The organism is Streptomyces sp. NBC_01268, from assembly GCF_036240795.1.
Classification (GTDB): Bacteria; Actinomycetota; Actinomycetes; order Streptomycetales; family Streptomycetaceae; genus Streptomyces.
Window position 1 is genome coordinate 5,487,595 of sequence record NZ_CP108454.1, and the last position, 24,432, is coordinate 5,512,026.

The 24,432-nt window shown below is 73.7% G+C and carries 14 protein-coding genes and 2 tRNA genes; 12 read left to right on the forward strand and 4 right to left on the reverse strand.

The features are described 5' to 3' along the window. Positions 1-24 precede the first annotated feature (24 nt). From OG309_RS24845 to OG309_RS24860, 4 genes are all read left to right on the forward strand, one after another. Complete coding sequence (locus OG309_RS24845; protein ID WP_329428528.1) at positions 25-2,985, forward strand: UPF0182 family membrane protein; 2,961 nt, start codon at positions 25-27, stop codon at positions 2,983-2,985. Between the two features lie 51 nt (positions 2,986-3,036). Next, positions 3,037-3,110: transfer RNA gene (locus OG309_RS24850), tRNA-Met, on the forward strand. Positions 3,111-3,315: 205 nt separating this feature from the next. Continuing rightward, entirely contained in the window at positions 3,316-5,250 is a 1,935-nt protein-coding gene (locus OG309_RS24855; protein WP_329423867.1) for a tetratricopeptide repeat protein, read from the forward strand. Between the two features lie 46 nt (positions 5,251-5,296). Continuing rightward, positions 5,297-5,370, forward strand: a tRNA-Met gene (locus OG309_RS24860). Between the two features lie 151 nt (positions 5,371-5,521). On the opposite strand, the gene OG309_RS24865 is transcribed toward OG309_RS24860, so the two are convergent. Beyond that, the gene (locus OG309_RS24865; protein ID WP_329423869.1) at positions 5,522-5,941 is read right to left on the reverse strand and encodes a Fur family transcriptional regulator; all 420 of its coding nucleotides are present in this window, start codon (positions 5,939-5,941) and stop codon (positions 5,522-5,524) included. A gap of 154 nt (positions 5,942-6,095) precedes the next feature. On the opposite strand from OG309_RS24865, the gene OG309_RS24870 reads away from it, so the two are divergent. Beyond that, positions 6,096-7,547, forward strand: a complete 1,452-nt coding sequence (locus OG309_RS24870; RefSeq protein WP_329423870.1) for a catalase — start codon at positions 6,096-6,098, stop codon at positions 7,545-7,547. A gap of 66 nt (positions 7,548-7,613) precedes the next feature. Here the strand turns inward: OG309_RS24870 and OG309_RS24875 are convergent, their stop codons facing one another. Beyond that, positions 7,614-8,003: a CBS domain-containing protein gene (locus tag OG309_RS24875; RefSeq protein ID WP_329423872.1), complete on the reverse strand. Its 390-nt coding sequence runs from the start codon at positions 8,001-8,003 to the stop codon at positions 7,614-7,616. Positions 8,004-8,207: 204 nt separating this feature from the next. Between OG309_RS24875 and OG309_RS24880 the strand changes: the two genes are divergently transcribed. Beyond that, on the forward strand, positions 8,208-8,732 hold the full coding sequence (locus OG309_RS24880) for a hypothetical protein (protein WP_329423874.1): 525 nt from the start codon (positions 8,208-8,210) through the stop codon (positions 8,730-8,732). Between the two features lie 90 nt (positions 8,733-8,822). Here OG309_RS24880 and OG309_RS24885 read toward each other — a convergent pair whose 3' ends face one another. Further along, on the reverse strand, positions 8,823-10,259 hold the full coding sequence (locus OG309_RS24885) for an AfsR/SARP family transcriptional regulator (RefSeq protein WP_329423875.1): 1,437 nt from the start codon (positions 10,257-10,259) through the stop codon (positions 8,823-8,825). 169 nt (positions 10,260-10,428) lie between these two features. Between OG309_RS24885 and OG309_RS24890 the strand changes: the two genes are divergently transcribed. The 4 genes from OG309_RS24890 to OG309_RS24905 all read left to right on the forward strand — a co-directional run bounded on the left by OG309_RS24890 (position 10,429) and on the right by OG309_RS24905 (position 16,247). Then, positions 10,429-13,689, forward strand: coding sequence for an AfsR/SARP family transcriptional regulator (locus OG309_RS24890; RefSeq protein WP_329423876.1), 3,261 nt, complete (start codon positions 10,429-10,431; stop codon positions 13,687-13,689). Between the two features lie 127 nt (positions 13,690-13,816). Then, positions 13,817-14,719, forward strand: coding sequence for a CAP domain-containing protein (locus OG309_RS24895; RefSeq protein ID WP_329423878.1), 903 nt, complete (start codon positions 13,817-13,819; stop codon positions 14,717-14,719). 5 nt (positions 14,720-14,724) lie between these two features. Then, a complete protein-coding gene (locus OG309_RS24900) occupies positions 14,725-15,591 on the forward strand; it encodes a peptidoglycan-binding protein LysM (RefSeq protein WP_329423879.1) in 867 nt (288 codons plus the stop codon). 59 nt (positions 15,592-15,650) lie between these two features. After that, complete coding sequence (locus OG309_RS24905) at positions 15,651-16,247, forward strand: RICIN domain-containing protein (RefSeq protein ID WP_329423881.1); 597 nt, start codon at positions 15,651-15,653, stop codon at positions 16,245-16,247. A gap of 37 nt (positions 16,248-16,284) precedes the next feature. Here the strand turns inward: OG309_RS24905 and hisN are convergent, their stop codons facing one another. Continuing rightward, the gene (gene hisN / locus OG309_RS24910; RefSeq protein WP_329423882.1) at positions 16,285-17,079 is read right to left on the reverse strand and encodes a histidinol-phosphatase; all 795 of its coding nucleotides are present in this window, start codon (positions 17,077-17,079) and stop codon (positions 16,285-16,287) included. Positions 17,080-17,184: 105 nt separating this feature from the next. On the opposite strand from hisN, the gene OG309_RS24915 reads away from it, so the two are divergent. Together OG309_RS24915 and OG309_RS24920 are read left to right on the forward strand one after the other, a co-directional pair. Continuing rightward, on the forward strand, positions 17,185-17,871 hold the full coding sequence (locus OG309_RS24915; RefSeq protein ID WP_329423883.1) for a TetR/AcrR family transcriptional regulator: 687 nt from the start codon (positions 17,185-17,187) through the stop codon (positions 17,869-17,871). A gap of 159 nt (positions 17,872-18,030) precedes the next feature. Beyond that, positions 18,031-24,381: a DNRLRE domain-containing protein gene (locus tag OG309_RS24920; protein WP_329423885.1), complete on the forward strand. Its 6,351-nt coding sequence runs from the start codon at positions 18,031-18,033 to the stop codon at positions 24,379-24,381. Positions 24,382-24,432: the final 51 nt, after the last annotated feature.

The window sequence follows — 24,432 nt, forward strand, 5'->3', positions numbered from 1 at the left end:
GAGGGGCGCACGTTGGCTTTCCAGATGCCGGACCGCGGCGGCGGCACAGGTCCGTCCGGGCCAAGGATCAGAGTCGGCCGGCCGTCCCGGCGGGCCCGTACGCTGCTCATGACCCTGGGCGTGCTGGCTGTTCTCGCCATGGTGTTCGTGATGTTCGCGGGATTCTGGACGGACTGGCTCTGGTTCCGTTCCGTCCATTACTCGTCCGTTTTCACCACCACGCTGTGGACCAAGATCGGCCTTTTCCTGGTCTTCGGTCTGCTCATGGCCCTGGCCGTCGGCCTGAACATCTGGCTGGCGTACCGGCTGCGGCCGCCGCTGAGCGCGATGTCGCTGGAGCAGCAGAGCCTCGACCGCTACCGGATGGGGCTCGCCCCCTTCAAGAAGTGGGTGCTGCTCGCCGTCACGGCCCTGGTGGGCCTGATCGCCGGCGCCTCCGCCTCCGGGCAGTGGCGCACCTGGCTGATGTGGGTGAACGGGGTCTCCTTCGGGCAGAAGGACCCGCAGTTCCAGCTGGACGTGTCGTTCTACGCGTTCGACCTGCCCTGGTACCGCTTCCTGCTCGCCTTCGGCTTCGGCGCCACCGTGCTCTCGCTGATCGCGGCGGCCCTCACGCACTACCTGTACGGCGGACTGCGCGTCACCAGCCCGGGCGCCCGCGCCACGGCGGCGGCGACCGGGCACCTGTCGGTGCTGCTCGGCGTCTTCGTGTCGCTGAAGGCCGTGGCGTACTGGCTGGACCGGTACGGCCTGGCGGTGAAGTCCAGCGACTTCAAGGCCACCGGCAACTGGACCGGTCTGCGGTACGTGGACGCCAACGCCTACCTTCCGGCGAAGACGATCCTGTTCTGCATCGCGGTGATCTGCGCGCTGCTGTTCTTCGCCACCCTGTGGCGGCGCACCTGGCAGCTGCCGGTGATCGGCTTCGGCCTGATGGTGCTCTCGGCGATCCTGATCGGCGGCCTGTACCCGGCCATCGTGCAGAAGTTCCAGGTCCAGCCGAACGAGCAGGCCAAGGAAGCGCCGTACATCAAGAAGAACATCGACGCGACGCGCAAGGCGTACGACATCGACTCCACCGAGGCGGAGAACTACTCGGGGAAGTCGACGGTCAAGGCCAAGGACCAGCTCCGCGCGGACGCCGACACGGCGGCCAGCTACCGGCTGATCGACCCGAACATCGTGTCGCCGACCTTCCAGCAGCTGGAGCAGAAGCGGAAGTACTACCAGTTCCCGCTGACCCTCGACGTCGACCGCTACCAGGGCAAGGACACCGTCGTCGGCCTGCGTGAGCTCAACATCAAGGGCATCCCGAAGCGGAACTGGATCAACGACCACTTCACCTACACCCACGGCTACGGCGCGATCATGGCCACGGGTACCCAGACGGACGCCAACGGCTCGCCGATCTTCACCGAGTCCGGCCTGCCGACCACGGGCATGCTCGGCCCGTACGAGCAGCGCATCTACTACGGCGAGAAGACCGACCAGTACTCGATCGTGGGCGGGCCCCAGAAGGAGCTCGACTACGAGGCGAACGGCGAGAAGACCACCAGCTACAAGGGCGACAGCGGCGTCAGCCTCTCCAGCGCCTTCAACCGCGCCGCCTACGCGGTCGCGTTCAGCGAGCCGCAGATCCTCTACTCGGGGGCCATCGGCGACGGCTCGCGGATCCTGTACAACCGCACGCCCAAGGAGCGCGTCGAGGCGGTCGCCCCCTGGCTGACCATCGACGGCGACGCCTACCCGGCGGTCGTGGACGGACGCATCCAGTGGATCGTCGACGCCTACACCACCACCAACGGCTACCCGTACGCCTCGCGCACCACCCTCGGCGACACCACGGCCGACTCCCTGACGGTCGGCAACCAGCAGCGCGCGGTCGTCGCCCAGCAGAACCAGGTCAACTACATCCGCAACTCGGTGAAGGCCACCGTCGACGCCTACGACGGCACGGTGAACCTCTACCAGTGGGACGAGCAGGACCCCGTCCTCAAGACCTGGATGAAGGCCTTCCCCGGCACGGTCAAGGACCGCGGGCAGATCGACGCCGACCTCATGAAGCACCTGCGGTACCCGCAGGACATGTTCAAGGTCCAGCGCGAGCTGCTCACCCGGTACCACGTGCAGGACCCGGCCCAGTTCTACAGCGGCTCGGACGCCTGGCAGGTGCCGGACGACCCGACCAACAAGGACGGCAACGCGGTGCCGCCGTACTACCTGAGCATGAAGATGCCCGGGGAGTCGGCCGAGCAGTTCTCCCTGACGACGACCTTCACCCCGGCGGGCCGGCCCAACCTGGGCGCCTTCATGGCGGTGGACGCCGACGCCAACAGCAAGGACTACGGCAAGATAAGGCTGCTGAGAGTCACCTCGGACGTCCCAGGACCCCAGCAGGTGCAGAACAAGCTCAACAGCCTTCCGTCCGTGGCGACCTTCGTCCGGGACATGAAGGGTGCCGACTCCGACATCCTCTACGGCAACCTGCTGACGGTGCCGCTCGACGGCGGCTTCCTCTACGTCGAGCCGGTGTACGCCCAGGGCCGCAACGCGCAGTACCCGCTGCTGAAGAAGGTCGCGGTGTCCTACGTGGACGCGGACCAGCCGGACGGGGACACGACCAAGGACACCACGGTGTTCGAGGACAACCTGACGGCCGCCCTCAACGCGGTCTTCGGGGTCGAGGGGAACACCCCGCCGCCGACGCAGCCGCCGGGCACCACCAAGCCGCCGCAGCCGGCGACCAACGACGCCGCGCTGAAGCAGGCCATCGCGGACGCGCAGAAGGCGTACGACGACGGTGAGGCCGCGCTCCAGAAGGGCGACTGGACGGCGTACGGCAAGTCCCAGGAGGCGCTGCAGGATGCGCTCCAGCGCGCGGCGGACGCCGGGGCGAAACTGCAGAGCGGCCCCGGAGGCGCCAAGCCCGCGCCGAAGACGACCCCGAGCACGACGGCGAGCCCGCCCGCCGTCCCGGGCGGCTGACGGAAGCCGTTTAGGCTCCACCTCCGCGTCGTGATACGTTGTGTTCACCGACGCGGGGTGGAGCAGCTCGGTAGCTCGCTGGGCTCATAACCCAGAGGTCGCAGGTTCAAATCCTGTCCCCGCTACTGAAGAGGAAGGCCCGGATCCATCTGGATTCGGGCCTTCGTCATGTCCTGGGAGCGCGGCGCGCGCCCCGAAGAGCGGTGCGGAGGGGGCGAGTTGGGACGATCCGTGTTTGACTTGTCTCCCTGTGGGCATGTCGACAAAACGCTGAAGTGACCTCACCGGCTGAGCTATACCAGGTGTACGCGGGTTGCGGGTGGTGCGACGATGGTATTTATGGGGGACAGGGCAACTCTGTTGGAGACAGGGCGGTTTGTGCAGCGGCATCCGAGAAACGCCGCAGACGACATCATCGAGGCCGCGGGGGCCGTCGATGAGACCGTCGACACCACCGCCGACCACGAGAACGAGGCCGAGACCGAGGCCCGCCACCGACGCGCCGCCGAGAACGGCGACGCCGCGTCGATGAGCGTCCTCGGCGCACTGCTGCTGCGCCGCGGCGACCTGGACGGCGCCGAGCCGTATCTGCGCGGTGCCACCGCCGAGGGCGACCGCGCCGCCGCGAACAACCTGGGCGTGCTGCTGCATCAGCGCGGCTACCCGGACGAGGCCGCCGGCTGGTGGCGGGTCGCCGCCGTCGCCGGCTCCGCGGCCGCCGCGCACGCCCTCGGCCGCCACCACCGCGAGCGCGGCGACGAGCCCGGCGCCGAGTACTGGCTGCGCCAGTCCGCCGAGCAGGGCCACGCCCTCGGCGCGTACGCCCTCGCCGACCTCCTGGAGCACCGCAGCGACGTCGGCGCCGAACGCTGGCTGCGCGCCGCCGCCGAGCAGGGACACCGCGAGGCCGCCTACCGGCTCGCCCTCTCCCTGGAGCGGCGCGCGACCGAGCCGGCCCGCGGCCCGCACACCTACGACACCGCCACCGGACTGCGGACCGCCGCCGACGGCCCCGCTCCCGCTCCCGCCGCCGACGGTGCCGCCGCGCCCGAGAGCGGGCTCACCGAGGCCGAGCAGTGGTTCCGGCAGTCCGCCGCGCGCGGTCACCGGCGGGCCGCCCTGCACCTGGGCGCCCTCCTGGAGAAGCGCGGGGAGCTCAAGGAGGCCGGGCGCTGGTACCTGACCTCCGCCAAGGACGGCGAGGCCAAGGCGGCCTGCGCGCTCGGCTTCCTGCTGCGCGACGCCGGCGACGAGGAGAGCGCCGCCGTGTGGTGGCTGCGCGCCGCCCAGGACGGCGACGGCAACGCCGCCAACGCGCTCGGCGCGCTGCACGCCGCCCGGGGCGAGCAGCAGACCGCCGAGCGCTGGTACCGCGCCGCCATGGACGCGGGCGACGTCAACGGCGCCTACAACCTCGGCCTGCTCTGCGCCGCGCAGGAGCGCACCTCCCAGGCCGAGCAGTGGTACCGCCGCGCGGCCTACGCCGGTCACCGGGAGGCGGCCAACGCGCTCGCCGTGCTGCTCCTGCAGGCCGGTGACGCCGGCGGCGCCGAGCCCTGGTTCTCCAAGGCAGCCGAGGCCGGCAGCGTCGACGCCGCCTTCAACCTCGGCATCCTCCACGCCGGCCGCGACGACGACCGTACGGCGCTGAGCTGGTACGAGCGGGCCGCGGCCGCCGGGCACACCGAGGCCGCGCTCCAGGTCGGCATCGCCTGCCTGCGCGACGGCGACGAGCAGGGCGCCGAGCGGCACCTGCGGTGCGCCGCGGGCGGCGGCAGCGCCGAGGCGGCGTTCCGGCTCGCCTCGGTCCTCGACGCGCGCCGCCCCGAGCCCGGCCCGCCGGTGCTCGGCGCGCCGCGCGAGGAGAAGAGCGAGTGCGAGGAGTGGTACGAGCGGGCCGCCCAGCAGGGCCACCGCCGTGCCCAGGTGCGCGTCGGCATGCTCGCCGCCGGGCGCGGCGACGTCGCCGAGGCGGCCCGCTGGTACCGGGAGGCGGCCGAGGCCGGCTCCCGCAACGGGGCCTTCAACCTGGGCCTGCTGCTCGCCCGCGAGGGCGGCGAGCGGGAGGCGGCCCTGTGGTGGACGCGCGCCGCGCACGCCGGCCACGGCCGGGCCGCGCTGCGCCTCGCCCTGCTCGCGGCACGCCGCGGGGAGCTGACCGAGGGGCGCCGCTGGTGCGCCCGCGCGGTGGAGCTCGGCCCCGCGGAGGTGGCGGAGCGGGCGGCCCGGCTCAGCGAGGCACTGCACCAGGAGCTCACCGCCTAACGGATTTGCCCTGCTCGGAACGGTCCCGTAAGGTTGGGTTCACCGACGCGGGGTGGAGCAGCTCGGTAGCTCGCTGGGCTCATAACCCAGAGGTCGCAGGTTCAAATCCTGTCCCCGCTACTCAGTAGCACGAAGGCCCGGATCCGGAAACGGATCCGGGCCTTCGTCGTTCCCGGGCGTGGCGTGGCGTAGGCGCACGGGAAAGCCCCCGCCGGTCCGGCGGGGGCTTTCTGTGTCCGTGGGTTCCGAGTGTCCTGCGTCTCCCGTGCGCCTACGCGGAGGTCGCACAGCTCGGGCAGATGCCCCGGTAGGTGACCTCGACGTTGGAGATGGTGAAGCCGAAGCGCTCCGTGGCCGGCAGGTCGGCCAGCGGGTCGCCGGCCGGGTGCACGTCGCGGATGGCACCGCACCGGCCGCAGACCAGGTGCTGGTGCGGCCGGTGGGCGTTCGGGTCGTAGCGTTTGGCGCGGCCGTCGGTCGCGACCTCCAGCACCTCACCGAGCGTGACCATCTCGCCCAGCGTGTTGTACACGGTGGCCCGGGAGATCTCGGGCAGCCTCGAAACGGCGCGGGCGTGGACCTCGTCGGCGGTCAGGTGCACGTGATCCCCGTCGAGGACCTCGGCCACGACACGCCGCTGCGCGGTCATCCGCCAGCCGCGGCCGCGCAGTCGTTCCAACAGGTCACTCATGGGGGTCAGCCTAACAGTCAGGGGAAGCGTGTCCCGAACGGGTGTGACTTTGGAAGCAAGCTTGACTTAGACAATGTCTATTGTAGGGTCGGATACGGCAACGGCTCAGGACAGGGCTCGCAGGTTTGCAGCACAACCGACGCAGGAGGCGCACGTGACGCAGGGACCGCTCACCACCGAGGCCGGGGCGCCGGTCGCCGACAACCAGAACAGCGAGACCGCGGGCATCGGCGGTCCGGTCCTCCTCCAGGACCAGCTGCTCCTGGAGAAGCTGGCCCACTTCAACCGCGAGCGCATCCCGGAGCGCGTCGTCCACGCGCGCGGCGCGGGCGCCTACGGCACCTTCACGGTGACGGCCGACGTCACGGCGTACACCAGGGCCGCGTTCCTCTCCGAGGTCGGCAAGCAGACCGAGACCTTCCTGCGCTTCTCCACCGTCGCGGGCAACCTCGGCGCGGCCGACGCCGTGCGCGACCCGCGCGGCTGGGCGCTGAAGTTCTACACCGAGGAGGGCAACTACGACCTCGTCGGCAACAACACCCCGGTGTTCTTCATCAAGGACGCCATCAAGTTCCCCGACTTCATCCACACCCAGAAGCGCGACCCGTACACCGGCTCGCAGGAGGCGGACAACGTCTGGGACTTCTGGGGGCTGAGCCCCGAGTCCACGCACCAGGTGACCTGGCTCTTCGGCGACCGCGGCATCCCCGCCTCGTACCGCCACATGAACGGCTACGGCTCGCACACCTTCCAGTGGAACAACGAGGCCGGCGAGGTCTTCTGGGTCAAGTACCACTTCAAGACCGACCAGGGCATCAGGAACCTCACCCAGGCCGAGGCCAACAGGCTGGCCGGCGAGGACCCCGACTCGCACCAGCGCGACCTGCGCGAGTCCATCGAGCGCGGCGACTTCCCGACCTGGACCGTGCAGGTGCAGATCATGCCGGCGGCCGACGCGGCGAACTACCGCTTCAACCCCTTCGACCTCACCAAGGTGTGGCCGCACGAGGACTACCCGCCGATCGAGATCGGCAGGCTGGAGCTCAACCGCAACCCGCAGAACGTCTTCGCCGAGGTCGAGCAGTCGATCTTCTCCCCGGCACACTTCGTGCCCGGCATCGGCCCGTCCCCGGACAAGATGCTCCAGGGCCGCCTCTTCGCCTACGGCGACGCCCACCGCTACCGCGTCGGCATCAACGCCGACCACCTGCCGGTGAACCGCCCGCACGCCACCGAGGCGCGCACCCACGCGCGGGACGGCTTCCTCTACGACGGCCGGCACGCCGGCGCGAAGAACTACGAGCCGAACAGCTTCGGCGGCCCGCACCAGACCGACCGCCCGCTGTGGTCCGGCTCCGCCGTCACCGGGCTCACCGGCGACCACGCCGCCCCCTCGCACGCCGAGGACGACGACTTCGTCCAGGCCGGCGACCTGTACCGCCTGATGTCCGAGGACGAGAAGGGCCGCCTGGTCGAGAACCTGGCGGGCTTCATCGCCAAGGTCTCGCGCGACGACATCGCCGAGCGCGCGATCGACAACTTCCGCAAGGCGGACGGTGACTTCGGCAAGCGGCTCGACGCCGCCGTCCAGGCCCTGCGCGGCTGAGGGCGCTTGTCGTAGGCAGTAGAGGGCCGGACCCCCGTATCCGTACGGGAGTCCGGCCCTCTCGCGTCATCCGGCGACGCTCTGCACGGGCATCCAGCACCGGATGATGTCGCGTACGGAGACGATGCCGACCGGGCCGTGGTCGTCCAGGACCACGAGATGGCGGAAGCCGCCCCGGGTCATCGCCTCCGCGGCCTCGTCCAGCGTCCAGGTGGGCGCGGCGAAGACGACGTCCCTGGTGGTGTGGGCGTCCGCGGTCTCGTGGTCGGGATCCCGGTCCCGGCCGATGGCGTTGAGGATGTCGCGCTCGGTGAGGATGCCGAGCCCGCAGGTGTCGGTGTCGAGGACGATGGCGGCGCCGACGCGTCGCGCCGACATCAGACGGGCCGCCTGGCGGAGGGTATGGGCCGGGCCGATGGTGAGGACCACCGTGCTCATGGCGTCACGGACGAGCATGGAGGGGACCACCTCCTGTTCGAGAACTCTTTCACAAGTTCACAAGTGGGGGGAGTCTCAGAGTGGCACCGGCCCGCGCTCCCAACAAGGGGGCGCGCGTGGCACGGAGGGGAGCACGCCTGTCCCGCGAGCGGACGTTCATCGTTTGTCTACCGCCGCCGACGATGATCGCCACGCAAGCCGGACCACAGAAAGGCGACGGGGATGACGATCGTGAAGAAGGCGCTGCGCAGGACGGCGGGGGCCGTGGCGGCCGGGCTGCTGGCGATGACCGGGACGCTCGCGGGATCGGGCACGGCACAGGCCGCGTACGACCCCGGCACCCACACCATCTGGGGCGACGAGCCGCTCTACCCGGGCTGGCACGTCAGCACCGACTACGCCCGGCTGATCATGCAGGGCGACGGCAACCTGGTCTTCTACCGCACCCAGACCGCGGGCGACTGGTCCCGCGCCACCCCCATGTGGGCCTCCAACACCGTCGGCTGCGGCGCCAAGGCGGTCATGAGGAACGACGGGCGGCTCGTCGTCTACGCCGCCGACGGACAGCGCGAGTGCTCCTCCCGCGGCTGGTACAAGGGCGGCAGCGCCTACGCCTGCCTCCAGGTCACCAACGAGCAGGGGCTCAGCATCTGGTACACGAACCGCCAGTGCGGCACCTTCCCCAGCATCAGCGCGCGGAGCTTCACCAACACCACGCGCGACATCGTCTACTCGGACCTCTACTGACCCACGGGGCCCGCGCCCCCTGACGCCCGCCCTCCGCACCCCCGAACGTGGCCCCGGCCGGATCCCCTCTCCGGCCGGGGCCACCGTGCGTCAGGCCGAGAGCCGGCCCACCAGGTCCGCCACCGACCACTGCGGCCGGGCCGCCAGGCGCGCCGCCGCCGAACGCAGCCGGGCCGGCAGATGCCCGCACAGCGCGGCCAGTTCGCGCGCCGCGCCGGACTCGCGGTGGATCCGGTCCGGACCCGCGATCCGGGCCAGCAGCTCGTACGCGTCGTCCGGCTCCAGCGGCCCGATCCGCAGCCTGGCCACTTCCGCCGCCAGCTCCCCGCCGGTCTCCGTCACCAGCGCCGCGCACCCCGCCACACCCGGCAACAGCGCCCCCGGCTCCGGTGCCCCGTCGAGCAGCACCAGCACCCGGCGGCCCGCCAGCGCAGCGCGGTAGCGGGCGCCCAGCGCCCCCGCGCACGCGCCCTCGGGCGGCCGCTCGCCCAACGACCGCAGAAAACCGGCCATCACCTCCCGTACGTCCCCGGCGGCATCGCCCCGCGCGTACAACTGCCCGTCGGGGAAGGCGTCCCGCACCCGGTGCGCCAGATGCACCGCCAGCGTCGACGTGCCCGTCCCGTACGGCCCCGAGAGCGCCACCACCGGGCTGCCCGCCCCGGCCCGCAGCAGCCGCTCCGCCTCCCGGACCTGCGCCCCGCGCCCCACCAGGTCGGGGATGTCCGGCGGGAGCTGGCACGGCCGCAGCGGGCGGCGCGGCGGCACCGGCACCGCCAGCGACCGGTCGTCCCGGCGGATCCGCCCGTACAGCGCGGTCACCGGACCGCCCGGGTCGATCCCCAGCCGCCGGTCGAGCCGCTCGCGCAGCGCGGCGAACAGCGCCAGGGCCTCCGGCCGGCGCCCGCACCGGTACAGCGCGAGCAGACAGAGCCGGTGCGCCTCCTCGTCCTCCGGGTGCGCCGCCACCAGCTCGCGCAGCGCGGGCAGCGCCTCGGCGTGCCGCCCCAGGGCCAGTTCCGCCTTGTACAGCGTCATGCGCGCCGCGTGCCGGGAGGCCGCGAGCCGGTCCCGGGTGCGTCGCGCGAGCGGCCCCGGCACCCCGTCGAGCGGGGTCCCGGTCCACCGGCCGAGGGCCGTCCGCGCCAGCTCCCGGGCCTCCTCCGGGGCACCGCGCAGCACGGCCGCGGCGCGGGCGGCCTCGTCCTCGTACCGGAAGACGTCCACCGCCTCGCGGGCCACGGCCAGCCGGTAGCCGCCCGAGGAACCGAGCAGCGCGTCCGGTGCCGCGTCGAGCGCCTTGCGCAGCCGGTGGGCGTGCGTGCCGATCTGGCCGACCGGGTCCTTGGGCCACTCCTCCTCGTCCTCGCCCCACAGCGCGGCGATCAGCCGCTGCGTGGGAACGAGTTCGCCGGGCGCGAGCAGCAGGGCGCACAACAGCGCGCGCTGCTGCGGTCGGCCCAGCGCGCGCTCGTGTCCGTCGTGCCACGCGCGGAGCGGTCCGAGAATGGCGAATTCGAGTCCCATGACACCCCCGTCAGCCATGAGTCCGTCGCAGGTTGCGTGCCGCATCATAGGCGGCCGGACCACGCGCCCCGATGGGGTTGCGCGCCGTGGGCGCGTCGCGCGCAGGAGGGCGGTCCGCGGGGGAAAAGCACAGGTCATGAGGGATGGGGCAGGGGAAGTGACGGGCGTCATGGGCAGCCGTTCTACGGGGCAGCAGGGGACCGCGGGAGCCATGGGGGAGGAGCGCACCACGGGACGGCCGGGGAGCGCGGGGGAGACCGGGGAGGCGGGACGGCAGGGGGAACCGGGAAGGCTGAAGTTCGCGCTGCTCGGACCCCTGCGGGCCTGGTACGGGGACGAGGAGATCGACCTCGGCAGGCCGCAGCAGCGGGCCCTGCTCGCCGTCCTGCTCGACGCGCCCGGACGCACGGTCGCGCACGGCGTCCTCGCCGAGGGCGTCTGGGGCGAGGGCGCCGCCCCCGCCGACCCCCGCAAGGCCCTCCAACTCCTCGTCTACCGCCTCCGCTCCGCCTTCCGCCCCCACCTCCCCGAGTCCCCGATCGTCCGGGTCGGCGACGGCTACGCCCTCCGGGCCCCGGGCGCCCGCACGGACACGGCCGAGTGGCGCCGGCTGCTGGCGGCGGCGGGAGGCGACGCGCGAGGACCGGAGGGGAACGGGGGCGGCCGGGCAGGCGCGTCGGCCGCGGCCGACGCCGGCCCGCGGGGCCCGGCGGGCGGTCCGGGAAGTCGGCCGGTGCCGGTGGCCGACGGCGTTCAGAGGTCGGCGGCCCACGGGGACGGCCCGGACGGCGGTCCGGTGTCGGGGGCCGACGGTGCTCCGGGGCCGGTGGCGGAGCCGGGCGGCCCGGACGGCGGGGTCCTCCCGCGTGCCGCCGGTCCCGCCGGTGTGCGCGAACTGCTGCGGGCCGCGCTGGGGTTGTGGGCGGGGGAGCCGCTGGCCGGGCTCGGGGGGCCGCATGTCGAGGCCGTGCGGGCGCGGCTCGGCGAGGAGCGGCTCCGGGCGCTGGAATGGCGGCTGGAGCTGGACGCCGAGCTGGCCGACCGGGCCGATCTCACGGCCGAGGCCGCCGCGCTGTGTCTGGAGCACCCGGGCCGCCCCCGACTCGTCGCCGTCCTGATGCGCGCCCTGCACCGGGCCGGGCGCACGGCCGAGGCGCTCGCCGTGTTCGAGGACGCCCGGGGCGACCTGCCGCCGGGCGACCAGGGGCCGGACTCGCCCGCCGGGCTCCAGCTGCGGATCCTGCGCGACGACCCCGCGCTGCTGCCCGCGCCCGCGGCGCAGCCCGGACCCGCCTGGCGGGCTCCCGAGCAGCTCCCGGCGGACCTCCCGGACTTCACCGGGCGCGGCGGCTCCGTGGACGCCCTCGCGGAGCGGCTCGCGGGGGCGGGCGGCCGGGCCGTCGTGGTGTCGGCGCTCGACGGCATGGGCGGCGTCGGCAAGACCACGCTCGCCGTGCACGCGGCCCGCCGGGCGGCCGGCCGCTTCCCCGACGGGCAGCTCTTCGCCGATCTGCGCGGTGCCGACCGGGCGCCGCGCGAACCCGCCGCCGTCCTCGCCGAGTTCCTGCGCGCCCTCGGGGTCGCCGCCGAGGAGGTGCCGCCCGGCACGGCCGAGCGCTCGGCCTGCTACCGCTCGGCGCTGAGCGGCCGCCGCGTGCTCGTCGTCCTGGACAACGCGGCCGGGCCCGAGCAGGTCGAACCGCTGCTGCCCGGCTCCGCCGACTGCGCGGTCCTGGTCACCAGCCGCACCCGGCTGCCCGGCCTCGCCGGCGCCCACCAGCTGCGGATCGACCCGCTCCCGGCCGCCGAGGCCACCGAGCTGTTCACCCGGATCGCGGGCGCCGGGCGGGTCGCGGCGGAGCCCGGCCGCGTCGAGGAGATCGTCACGGCCTGCGGCCGGCTGCCGCTCGCCGTCCGGATCGCCGCGTCCCGGCTCGCCGCCGACCCGGGCATGAGCCTCGCCGCGCTCGCCGAGGGGCTGCGCGACGAGCGGCGGCTGGCGGCGCTCGACGACGGGGAGCGCGCCGTCGAGGCGACTTTCGCGCTCTCGTACCACCGGCTCACGCCCGAGGCCGCCCGTGCCTTCCGGCTGCTCTCGCTGCCCGACGCGCCGGACATCGCGCTGCCGTGCGCCGCCGCGCTCCTCGACCGCACCGAGGCGGAGGCGGACGAAGTCCTCGAAGGGCTCGTCGACCTCAACCTGCTCCAGTCGCCGGGCTTCGGACGCTACGGCTTCCACGACCTGGTCCGCGCCTACGCCCGCGACCGGGCCGCCGAGGAGGAGACCGCGGGCGCGCGCACCGCGGCGGCGGGCCGGCTGCTCGACTTCTGCCTGGCGACCGCCCGTAACGCCGACACGGCCGCCCGCTCCGTCGACCCGGCCGAGCAGAGCCTCCTGGACACCCCCGTCGACCGCCCGGGACGGGCCCTCGCCGACGGCGCCGCCGCCGTCCGCTGGATGCGCGAACAGGCGGCCGTGCACGCCGCCGCCGTCGCCCTGGCCTGCGCGGACGAGGAGCTGCCGCTCGCCCGGGCGGCCGAACTCGTCGACAAGATGGGCTCGGTCCTCTTCGAACGCACCCAGACCGCCGTCATCGCCGCGCTCGCGGCCCAGGTCGCCGAGGCCGCGCAGGCCCGGGGCGCCGACGGGCCGCAGGCCCTCGCCCGGTACGTGCGCGGGAACATGCTCTGGCACGTCAACCGGTACGAGGAGTCGCGCGCCGAGATCGCCCGCGCGGTCGGCCTCTGCGACGCCGGTACGGGCGGCGGCGCCGGGCCCGCCGCCCGGGTCCGGGCCAAGGCGCTGCTCACCCTGGCCGGCAACGCGCGCATCCACGGGCGTCACGCCGAGGCCGCCGAGCACGCGGGCCGGGCCGCCGGGGCGTTCCGGCTGCTCGGCGCCGAGCGGGCCGAGGGCAGCGCGCTCGGGGAGTTCGCCTTCAACGCCGCCCACACCGGCCGCCTCGACGAGGCCCGGGCCGCCGCCGAACGCGGGGCCCGGCTGATGAGCGGCACCGGACCGGTGTCCGCCGCGACCGGGCGCTACTACCTGGCCCGGGTGCTGCGCCTGTGCGGGGACCCGGAGGCGGCGCTCGGGCACGCGGTCGGGGCGCGCGAGGAGTTCGCGCGGCTCCAGGTCGCCGTGTTCGAGGCGGCGGCGGGCGACCTGGCCGCCCGGCTGCACGCCGAGTCCGGCCGGGCCACGCTCGCCGCGGAGGCCGCGGAGGCGGTGCTGCCGCTCGCCCGCAAGACCAGCGCCGCCCTGGAGGCCGCCCTGCTGCACACGCTCGGCGCGGCGCTCGCCTCCCTCGGCCGCCCGCGCCGGGCCCGGGCCTGCCTCCAGGACGCGGCGGAGGTGTACGGACGCCTCGGCATCGCGGACGAGGAGGCGGCCGTACGGGCCCTGCTCGGGGGCCTGCCGACGCCCTGAGGAGCCGCCCGCCCCCCGGCGCACCCGCTCTACCCGCCCTTCCGCTACGCGCGTTGACCGCTTGTCTACCGGGGTCCGTGACCGTATGGCCCGTCAGGTCAGCGACACGACAGGGAGACGACACGACATGACGACGCAGCCGCAGAACGGACAGGTTCTGACACTCGTCGCGGGCAACGGCAGGGCCGCCGACGTCAACGCCAGCCAGGCGAACGACGGCAACCGCATCCACGCCTGGGCGCCGAACGGGACCGCCGCCCAGGGCTGGGTGTTCTGGGCGAAGGAGAACGGCACCTGGCTCCTGGAGACCCAGCTCACCCACAACACCCACGGGCCCGGCCAGGCCATGGTGATGGACTACAACTTCTCCAACTTCACCACCCACCTGGTCCGCGAACACGGCCAGGACAACCAGCGCTGGCACCTGGAGGACGGCGGCAACGGGCGCGTCCTGCTGCGCAGCGCCCGCGGCAACGAGGGCGCCGCCTACCTCACGGCCGACGGCCAGGGCGCGGCGCTCGGTGTGTGGCGGCGCGACCCCGCCAACCAGGGCCAGCTCTGGCAGCTCGTCCCGGCCGGCCAGACCGGCGGCGGCAGCCGACCCCAGCCCCAGCCCCAGCCGCAGCCGCAGCCCCAGCCGGGCGGCGGTGACTTCCGCGGCGAGATGCTCGCCGCGGTCAACCAGGAGCGGCGCCGCGTCGGCGCCCCCGACCTGCGGCTCGACGACCGGCTCTCGGCCGCCGCGCAGCGGCACGCCAACGACATGGCCGCGAACGACCTCACCCAGCACAACGGCACCGACGGCTCCGACTTCAGCCGCCGCATCAGCGACGCCGGATACCCGGGCAACACCGCCCGCGCGGAGAACGTCACCCCCGGCAACAGCGTCGCCGAGGCCATGCGGATGTGGATGGACAGCACCCCGCACCGCAACAACATCCTCGGCGGCTCCTACCGCGCCATCGGCATCGGCTACAGCCCGCGCCAGCGCGGCAACTGGGGCCGGTACGTGCAGACCTTCGGGAGCTGAGCCCGATGGGAACGGCATGGATCCCCGGCGCCGTGCGCCTCGGTGACGGGGCGATCGGCGGGCCGATGGACACCCCGGAGCTGCCGCCCCGGGTCGTCTGGCACACCACCGAGAGCGGCGCGGGGAACGCGGCCTTCGACGCCGTCGGCGCGTACCTGATCAAGCAGGGCAGCGAACCGCACCTGCTGTACGACCCCACCACCGACAAGCTGGGCCAGTTCGGGCCGCTCGACCGCAGCGCCCGGGCGCTGCGCAACGACGGCGACACCCGCACCAACCGGACCGGCCGCGTCTGCGTCCAGATCGAGGTCCTGGCGCGCGCCGCGACCCCGTTCACCGGCTACTGGAAGCCGGGCCCGCGCTTCGCCGCCCTCATGGCGGCCGTGCGCTCCTGGGGCGTGCCCGACGTGTGGGCCGGTCGGGGGCGCTCGCGCCCCGACTGGCGCGGCAAGGGCGGGCACTTCGGCCACGTCCACGTACCGGGCAACGACCACTGGGACCCTGGCGCCATCGACCCGGCGGCCCTCTTCGCCGCCGCCGGCGGCGCCGGGGCGAAGCAGCGACCGGGCCAGAACCACCTGCGGTCCGTGGTGAGCCTCGCCCGGGTGCTCGCCGCGGCCCGCACCGACCCGGCCGCCGCCCAGGGCGCGGCGGCGCACCGCGCCGACGTGCTCCCCGTGGAGCGCGCCCTGGCCGCCGAGGGGCTGCTGCCCGCCCAGTGGGCGGACGGCTCCTTCGGGACCAGGACGGTGACCGCGTACGCCGCCTGGCAGCGCCGCTGCGGCTTCGGCGGCGCGGACGCCGACGGGCTGCCCGGCCGCACCACCCTGGAGCGCCTGGGCCACGCCCACGGCTTCCAGGTCACCGCGTGACGCCCACCCGAGGGACCCGTGCGCCGAACGGCGGCACGGCACCGATGAGCACGGCACCGATGAGCACGTCACCCCACCGCACGTACGACGAAAGGACCACCATGACCACCTTCCGTACCCTCGCCGCCGGCGTCGGCGTCGCCGTGACCGTCGCGGGGGCGGCCCTGGCGACCGCCCCGGCGGCCCTGGCCGCGCAGAGCACCGACTGCGGTTCGCTCCCGCCGTCCCTCACCACCCGCACCGAGGTGGCGACCTACCGCGGCGGCGCGCTCGACCTGCCGTACAACAACGAGGCCGACGGCCAGCGGGTCGGCACCTTCACGCCCAACGCGTCGCCCGCGCAGACCTGGACGGTGTGGCGCTACTGCGACGGCACCAGCGCCATCAGCCACGGCTACGACAAGGTCCTGGAGGCCGGCGGCACCAACGACCTGGCCATCCCGCAGCTGGGGTCGGCGACCCGTGACGGCCTCAACAGCCCGTGGGGCGGCGTGGCCCCCGCCCAGAAGTGGCACCTGATCGACGGCGGCAACGGCTGGCGGATGGCCAAGAACGCGGTCACCGGCCAGTGCCTGAAGAGCAACGGGGTCGGCTACCTGAACTCCATGGCCGGCTGCGACCAGAACGACGCCGGGCAGTGGTGGCGGCTGGGCTGACGTCCGGCCGCCCCGCCACCGGGGAACGGGGGGCCGCTCAGCCGCCGAGGTAGCTGAGCAGCTCCCCGTGCAGCAGTCCGTTCGACGCCACCGCGTTGCCGCTGTGCGGGCCGTGGCGTCCGTCGAGGCCGGTGAAGGTGCCGCCGGCCTCCTGGACCACGATCGCGGTGGCCGCCATGTCCCACAGCGACAGCTCGGGCTCCGCGCACAGGTCCACCGAGCCCTCGGCGACCATCATGTACGGCCAGAAGTCGCCGTACGCGCGGGTCCGCCAGACGGCGCGGCTGAGGTCGAGGAAGCCGTCCAGCCGGCCGCGCTCCTCCCAGCCGGTCAGGCTGGAGTACGCGAAGGACGCGTCCTCCAGGCGCCCGACCTTCGACACCCCGATCCGGGACGCCGAGGCGAGGCTGCGGCCCGTGTACGCGCCGAGGCCCTTCGCCGCCCACCAGCGGCGTCCGAGCGCGGGCGCGGAGACCACGCCCACGACGGGCTGGAAGCCGGTCTCGCCGGCCTCCATCAGGGAGATCAGGGTCGCCCACACGGGCACCCCGCGCACGTAGTTCTTGGTGCCGTCGATGGGGTCGATCACCCAGCGGCGCGGGCCGGTGCCCTCGACGCCGTACTCCTCGCCGAGGACCGCGTCGCGCGGCCTCGCCCGCTGCAACTGCTTGCGGATCAGCTCCTCGGCGGCCTTGTCGGCCTCGCTGACCGGGGTCATGTCGGGCTTGGTCTCGACCTTGAGGTCGAGCGCCTGGAACCGGTCCATCGTGGCCGCGTCCGCGGCATCCGCGAGGACATGGGCCAGACGCAGATCGTCGTGGTATTCGGCCATGTCGAAACTCTATCCCCCGGACACGGGTCGCCCTGCGGCGGGCCTTGACAGTGCGTGGTCGCACGTCAACGCTGAGCGCAGTACCGACCCGGCTGGGAGGCGACGATGCCGACTGCCCGCGAAACCCTCCTCGACACGGCCCTGGCGGCCCTGGGCGAGCAGCACTGGTCCGCGGTGCGGATGGTCGACGTCGCCGTCCGGGCGCGGGTCTCCCGGCAGACCCTCTACAACGAGTTCGGCAGCAAGGAGGGGCTGGCCCGCGCCCTCGTGCGGCGCGAGGCCGACCGGTACCTGCGGGGCGTCGAGGCCGTGCTCGCCGAGCCCGGGTCGCCGGCCCGCGGGCTGCTGGCCGTCGCCGAGTGGACGGTCGCCGCGGCCGCCGCCCGGCCCGTGCTGCGGGCCCTGCTCACCGGCGCCTGGGACGAGCGGCTGCCCGCCCCGCGGCCGGTGCGCGCCGGGGCCCGGCTCGCCCCCGTACCGGAGCAGCGGCGCGCCGACGCGGGGGTGCCCTCACCGGGGGAGCTGCTCGGCCAGGCGCGGGACCGGGCGGCGGCGCTGATCACGCGGGGCCCGAGCGGCCCGGACGGCCCGAGCCGCGAAGGGGACGCCGGGGACGCGGCGGCCGTCGTTCGCTCGTGCGAGCTGGCGCTGCGTCTCGCGCTGTCCTTCGTGGTCGCGTCCACGGGCCGGGAAGCGGAGGGCGATCGGGTACGCCTTGTCCGCGACGCGCTGTTCCCTGCGGCTATGCACCAGGTGGCGGGAGTTCGACCGCCGATGCCGCCCGGCGACTGACCGGATACCCGCGGGAAACCTCAAGTCTTCCTCTGAACAGGCCCGTTGGCGGCTGCTTCGCTGTGTGCGAGTGGAACGATCGCCGACGCATTCCTTTGTTGTCATGTTCAGGCTACCGAGGGAGATTCGGTGTCAACCGACAAGTGGAACCGCCCACCCATGAACGAAAGTCCACCCGAGGAAGGTTTCTCGGGCCTGCATCCCCTCCGCGGCAGAGCCGGAAGACTGGCCGCCGTCGCCGGTGTCGTGGCGGCCACCCTGGTCGTCGAGACCGCCCTCGTGGTGGGGACCGGAGGCGAGGCCTTCGCCGTGTCCCTGTCCACGATGACCACCCCCCAGGCCGTGGCGAAGCCGCCCAGGACCCCCGCCGCCACCGAGGCCGCGGACCTCCCGTCGGCGCAGGTCGCCGCCCGGCTCTCCGGCAAGCGGGTCGAGGCCCTCTCGGAGCGGACCGAGACCACCACCGCGTGGGCCAACCCCGACGGCACGGTCACCCTGGAGGCGGCCACCGGACCGCAGCGCTACAAGGACCCCCTGGGCAACTGGCGCACGGTCGACGTCGCCCTGGTCAAGCACCCCGACGGCAGCGTCGGCGCCGTCGACCACCCGCTCGGCCTCACCCTGGCCGGGAAGACCCCGGCCGCGACCGCGGCGAGGATCGAGCGGTCCGGCGGCCGGGCGGGCGAGAAGAAGACCCCCTCGGTGCCGCTGGTCCGGCTCGACGACCGCCACGGCAGGCAGATATCCGTCAACTGGCGCGGCGCGCTGGCCGATCCGACGGTCAAGGGCACCGAGGCGCGCTACGCCGAGGCCCTGCCGTACACCGACCTGGTCGTCGAGTCGACCCGTACCGGCTACGAGCAGTTCCTGGAGCTCAAGGACAAGCGGGCGGTCGGCGCCAACGGCTCGGTCACCCTGACCCTGGACGCCAAGGGCCTCAAGGCGAAGAAGAACGCCGACGGGTCGATCACCTTCGCCGACGCCAGGAACGGGCGCACCGCCGGCGTCGTCCCGGCCCCCGTCATGTGGGACGCCCGGATCGACCCGCGCAGCGGCGAACGCACCCACACCGCCCCGGTGGGCCTCGCGCTCACCCAGAACGGCGACAGCGTCGACGTCACCCTGACCCCGGACGCGGCCTTCCTGGCCGACCCGAAGACCGTCTTCCCGGTCACCGTCGACCCGGCGGTCTCCGTCGGCACCAGCTTCGACACCTTCGTCCAGGAGGGCTACGGCACCGACCAGTCGGCCGCCACCGAGCTGAAGCTGGGGAACAACGGATCGGCGCAGAAGGCCCGTTCCTTCCTCTCCTTCCCGATGGCCCAGATCTCCGGCAAGGTCATCCAGTCCGCGAAGCTGAACCTGTGGGCCACCCACTCCTGGTCGTGCACGGCCAAGTCGTGGGAGGTGTGGACCACCGGTGCCGCGAGCACCGCCACCCGCTGGACCGCCCAGCCGGCCTGGACCACCAAGCAGGCCACCAGCACGCAGACCAAGGGCTACTCCTCGGCCTGCGCCGACGGCTGGGTCAACACCGACGTCACCGCGATGGTCCAGAGCTGGGCCTCCAACGGCAACGGCAGCAACCACCTCGGCATCCGCGCCACCGACGAGACCGATCCGTACGGCTGGAAGCGCTTCAGCTCCGGCAACGCCGCCTCCAACACCCCGTACCTGTCGGTCACGTACAACACCAAGCCGAGCGTGGTCGCCGCGGTCTCCCCGGTGGACGGCTCGGCCACCAACGACACCACGCCGACCGTCACCGGCAAGTCCACGGACGCCGACGGCAACACCGTCCAGCTGAGCTACGAGCTCTGGGCCGCCAACGGCTCCGCCGCCCTGCAGACCGGCACCTCCGGCTTCGTCGCCTCGGGCGCCGACGCCCCGTGGACCCCCGCGACGGCGCTCGCGCCCGGCTCCTACAAGTGGCGGGCCACCGCGTCCGACGGCTCGGTGTCGAGCGCCTGGTCCGCCTGGCAGAACTTCACCGTCGACACCACCGCCCCGGCGACCACGGCGATCTCGTCGAGCGACTTCCCGGCCGACACCTGGTCCGGGACGCCCGACGCGAACGGCGACGTCTCCGGCGCGTTCACCTTCACCCCGCCGGCGACGGACGCCAAGGAGGTGCAGTACGCGCTCGACGGGGGCGCCTGGACCACCCTCGGCGTCGCCGGGGTCACCGCCTCCGCCACCCTCACCGTGACCGCGGGCAAGCACACCCTGACCGCGCGCACCCGTGACGCGGCCGGCAACGTCTCCGGGCAGACCAGCCACGTCTTCTACGCCGGTTCCGGCGCGGCGCTCAACGCCCCGGCCGCGGGCGACCGCCCGGCCCGCCGCACCGCGCTCACCGCGACCGGCAAGGACACCTACACCGGCGTCACCTACCAGTACCGGCGCGGCGAGACCGACCCGTGGAAGGACGTGCCGGTCGCCCACGTGACCAGGGCCGCCGACGGATCCGCCGTCGCCGCCTGGCCGCTGGCCGCCCCGGCCGGCAAGCCGGCCGCGCTGAACTGGGACATCACCACCACCCTCGCCGAGGACGGCGCGGTCGACGTCCGCGCGCTGTTCACCGACGGCACGACGTCGGCGGGCTCGCCGGCCAACACCGTCGCCCTGGACCGCACCGCGGGCACCGCGCCCACCGAGGAGGTCGGGCCGGGCGAGGTCAACCTGATCACGGGTGACTTCACGCTCTCGGAGACGGACGTCTCCCTCTTCGACCTGTCCGTCAGCCGTACCGCCTCCTCCCGCAACCCGGCCACCGGCGGGTCGCAGGAGGGCCAGGTCGCGATCTTCGGCAAGGAGTGGAGCGCCGGCACCGTCGCCGAGGAGAGCGAGTCCGACTGGGCGTACATCAAGCAGACGACCGCCACCTCGCTCGCGCTCGTCGACGTGGAGGGCGAGGAGACCGGCTTCACCGCGACCAGCGGCGGCGGCTGGAAGCCCGAGCCCGGCGCCGAGGAGCTCACCCTCACCGGCTCCACCGGCGGCTCCCTCACCATGAAGGACACCGAGGGCACCGTCACCGTCTTCACCAAGCCGGACGCGGCCGCCACCGCCTGGCAGGTCGCCACCACGGGCATGGAGGGCCTGGCCGACACCACCACCACGGTGGTCTCCGAGACCGTGACCGTCGGCGGCAAGAAGCTGGCCCGGCCGAAGCTGGTCGTCGCCCCCACCTCCGCCGTCCCGGCCACCACCTGCGCCGCGACGCCGTCCACCAAGGGCTGCCGCGCGCTGGAGTACGTCTACGCGACCGCCACCACGGCCACCGGCTACTCCGACGCCACCGAGTTCGGCGACTTCGCCGGGCAGGTCAAGGAGATCCGCGCCTGGTCCACCGAGCCGGGCGCGGCGACGGCCACCTCCAAGGCCCTCGCGAGCTACCGCTACGACCTCTCGGGCCGGCTGCGCCAGCAGTGGAACCCGACCCTGTCCCAGGCCACCCAGACCCAGTACTCGTACGACGGCGCGGGCCGGATCTTCTGGGTGCAGTCCCAGGGCGAGCTGCCCTGGAACCTGGACTACGGCAAGGCGGGCAGCAGCCCCGTCGCCGGCGACGGCATGCTCCTGAAGGTGCGCCGCCCGGCCCTCGTCCAGGGCTCGGCCGACCAGACCAGCGGCGAGGCCGCCACGAGCATCGTCTACGACGTCCCGCTCACCGGCACCGCGGCCCCGTACGCCATGGGCACCCAGGACGTCGCCGCCTGGGGCCAGACCGACGTGCCCACCGACGCGACCGCGGTCTTCCCCGCGGACTCCGTCCCGGCCGCGCACGCCGGCTCCGGCCTGACCGCGGGCGACTACCGGCGCGCCACGCTCACCTACACGGACGTCTCCGGCCGCGAGGTGAACACCGCGAGCCCCGGCGGCCACATCTCCACCACCGAGTTCGACGAGCACGGCAACACCGTGCGGGAACTCTCCCCGGGCAACCGGACGGTGGCGCTCGGCCTGACCGCCGCCGACCGGGCCGTCCAGAACGAGCTCGGCATCGCCACCCGCTCCGCCAACGAGCGCGCCGACCTGCTCGCCACCCGCTCGGTCTTCGACGAGTCGGGCACCCGCGAGCTCCAGGAGCTCGGCCCGCTGCACCGCGCCACGCTCACCGAGGACCTCGTCTCCGGCGGCGCCACCGTGCTCAAGGCCGGCGACGCCACCGCCGTGCGCTCCTGGACGGTCAACGAGTACGACGCGGGCCGCCCCACGGACGGCACCGCCACCGTCCAGGACAAGCCCACCAAGGTCACCGTGGGCGGCCAGATCCTCGCGTACCCCGCCGTCCAGGCCGAGCCCCTCGTCACCCAGACGCTCTACGACTGGGTCAAGGGCCTGCCGGTCAAGGTGATCCGCGACCCGTCGGGGCTCGCGCTGACCAGCCAGATCGAGTACGACGCCAAGGGCCGCACCGTCAAGGAGCTGCTCCCCGGCTCCACCGGCACCGACGCCGCCGCCCGGGTCACCACCTACTGGTCCGCGAGCGGCACCGGCACCTGTGCCGGCCGCCCCGAGTGGGCCGACAAGGTCTGCTCCACCGGCCCGGCCGGGGCGATCACCGGCGGCGGTTCGAACCCGACCCAGCTGCCCACGGTCACCACCGAGTACAGCTGGTGGGGCGCCCCCGCCAAGGTGACCACCACCGCCAACGGCACCACCCGCACCGTCACCACCAGCTACGACGCGGCCGGCCGGCCGGTCACGACCGCCACCACCGGCGGCCTCGGCGCCGCGGTGCCCGACACCACCACCGAGTACAACGGCGAGACCGGCCGCGAGGTCAAGACCACCTCGCCGTCGGGCGGGACGATCTGGAAGTCCTACGACAAGCTGGGCCGGCTGATCTCCTACACCGACGCCGACGGCGGCGAGACCAGGACCGAGTACGACCTGCTCGACCGCCCGGTCAAGGTCACCGACTCGGCGCCGTCCACCGTCACCTACACGTACGACCACACCGTCGAGCCGCGCGGTCTGCTGGTGCGGACCACCGACTCCGTCGCCGGTTCCTTCGAGGCCCGGTACGACGCCGACGGCAGCGTCATCAGCCAGAAGCTCCCCGGCGGCTACACCCAGACGATCACCGAGGACACCACCGGCGCCGAGACCAAGCGGCTCTACACCCGTGACGCCGACGGCACGACCGTCGCCTCCGACACGGTCGACGAGTCGGTCCACGGCCAGGTCCTCCGGCACTCCGGCTGGTCCGCCCAGAGCAACGCCTACGACAAGGCGGGCCGGCTCAGCACCGTTCTCGACACCGTCGGCGACGTCTGCACCCGCCGCGGCTACGCCTTCGACAAGCGCACCAACCGCACCGGCCTGACCACGGCGACCGGCACCCCCGGCGCCGCCTGCCCGACCACCGGAGGGACCACCGCCACCCACACCTTCGACAGCGCCGACCGGATCGTCGACAGCGGCTACGTCTACGACGGCTTCGGCCGCACCACCGCCCTGCCCGGCAGCGCGCTGGAGTACTACACGAGCGACCTGGTCCGCCGCCAGACCTCCGGCACCCTGCGCCAGACCTGGAGCCTGGACGCCGCCCACCGCTTCCGCGGCTGGACGGTCGAGTCCTCGGCCGACGGCACCTGGACGCAGACCTCGTCCAAGGTGAACCACTACGACGGGGACGACGACAACCCCCGCTGGGTCACCGAGGACGTCGCCTCCGGCAAGCTCACCCGCAACGTCGACTCCGCCGACGGCGAGCTCGCCGCCACCACCGGCGCGAGCGGCGACACCGTCCTCCAGCTGACCAACATCCACGGCGACGTCGCCCTCCAGCTCCCGCTGAACCAGGCCGACGCACCGCAGGTGCTCGACAGCGACGAGTACGGCAACGCGCGCACCGGCCAGCCCGTCACCCGCTACGGCTGGCTCGGCGGAAAGCAGCGCTCCAGCGAGACCGTCACCGGCCTCACCCTGATGGGCGTCCGGCTCTACAACCCGGCCACCGGCCGCTTCCTCTCGCTCGACCCGGTCTACGGCGGCAGCGCCAACGCGTACGACTACGTCAACGCGGACCCGCTGAACTCCTATGACCTCGACGGCAAGTGGGGCTGCGGCTGGTGCAAGAAGGCCTGGAAGAAGTTCAAGAAGAGCAAGATCGGCCGGCACATCCGCAGGCACCGCGGCAAGTACGCCTGGGCCGCGGGCATCGGCCTCGGCATCATCGGAGGCGCCTGCGTCGCGGCCACCGCGGGCATCTGCGCCGGAGCGGGCGGCCTGCTCATCGGCGCCGCGTTCGGCGCGGCCGGCGGAGCGGCCAGGTACCGCATCGGCACCGCGAAGCGGAACCGGCGCGGCTACTGGAAGAACGGGCTCTACGGCGCCGCGAGCGTCTTCGGGCCCGGTGTGTACAGCCGTTGGCGGCTGCGCGGTGCCCCGCAGAGCGCCAAGCGCTGGATCGAGGGATTCCGGCGCGAGCGGAGCTGGGGCAAGCACCGTCGCAAGGTCAAGGTCCACTGGGGGTTCGGAACCCGCTGGATCCGATGAGCCGTTAGCTTCGTGACCGAGGGCCGGCCGTGCCGCACGCGGTGCGGCCGG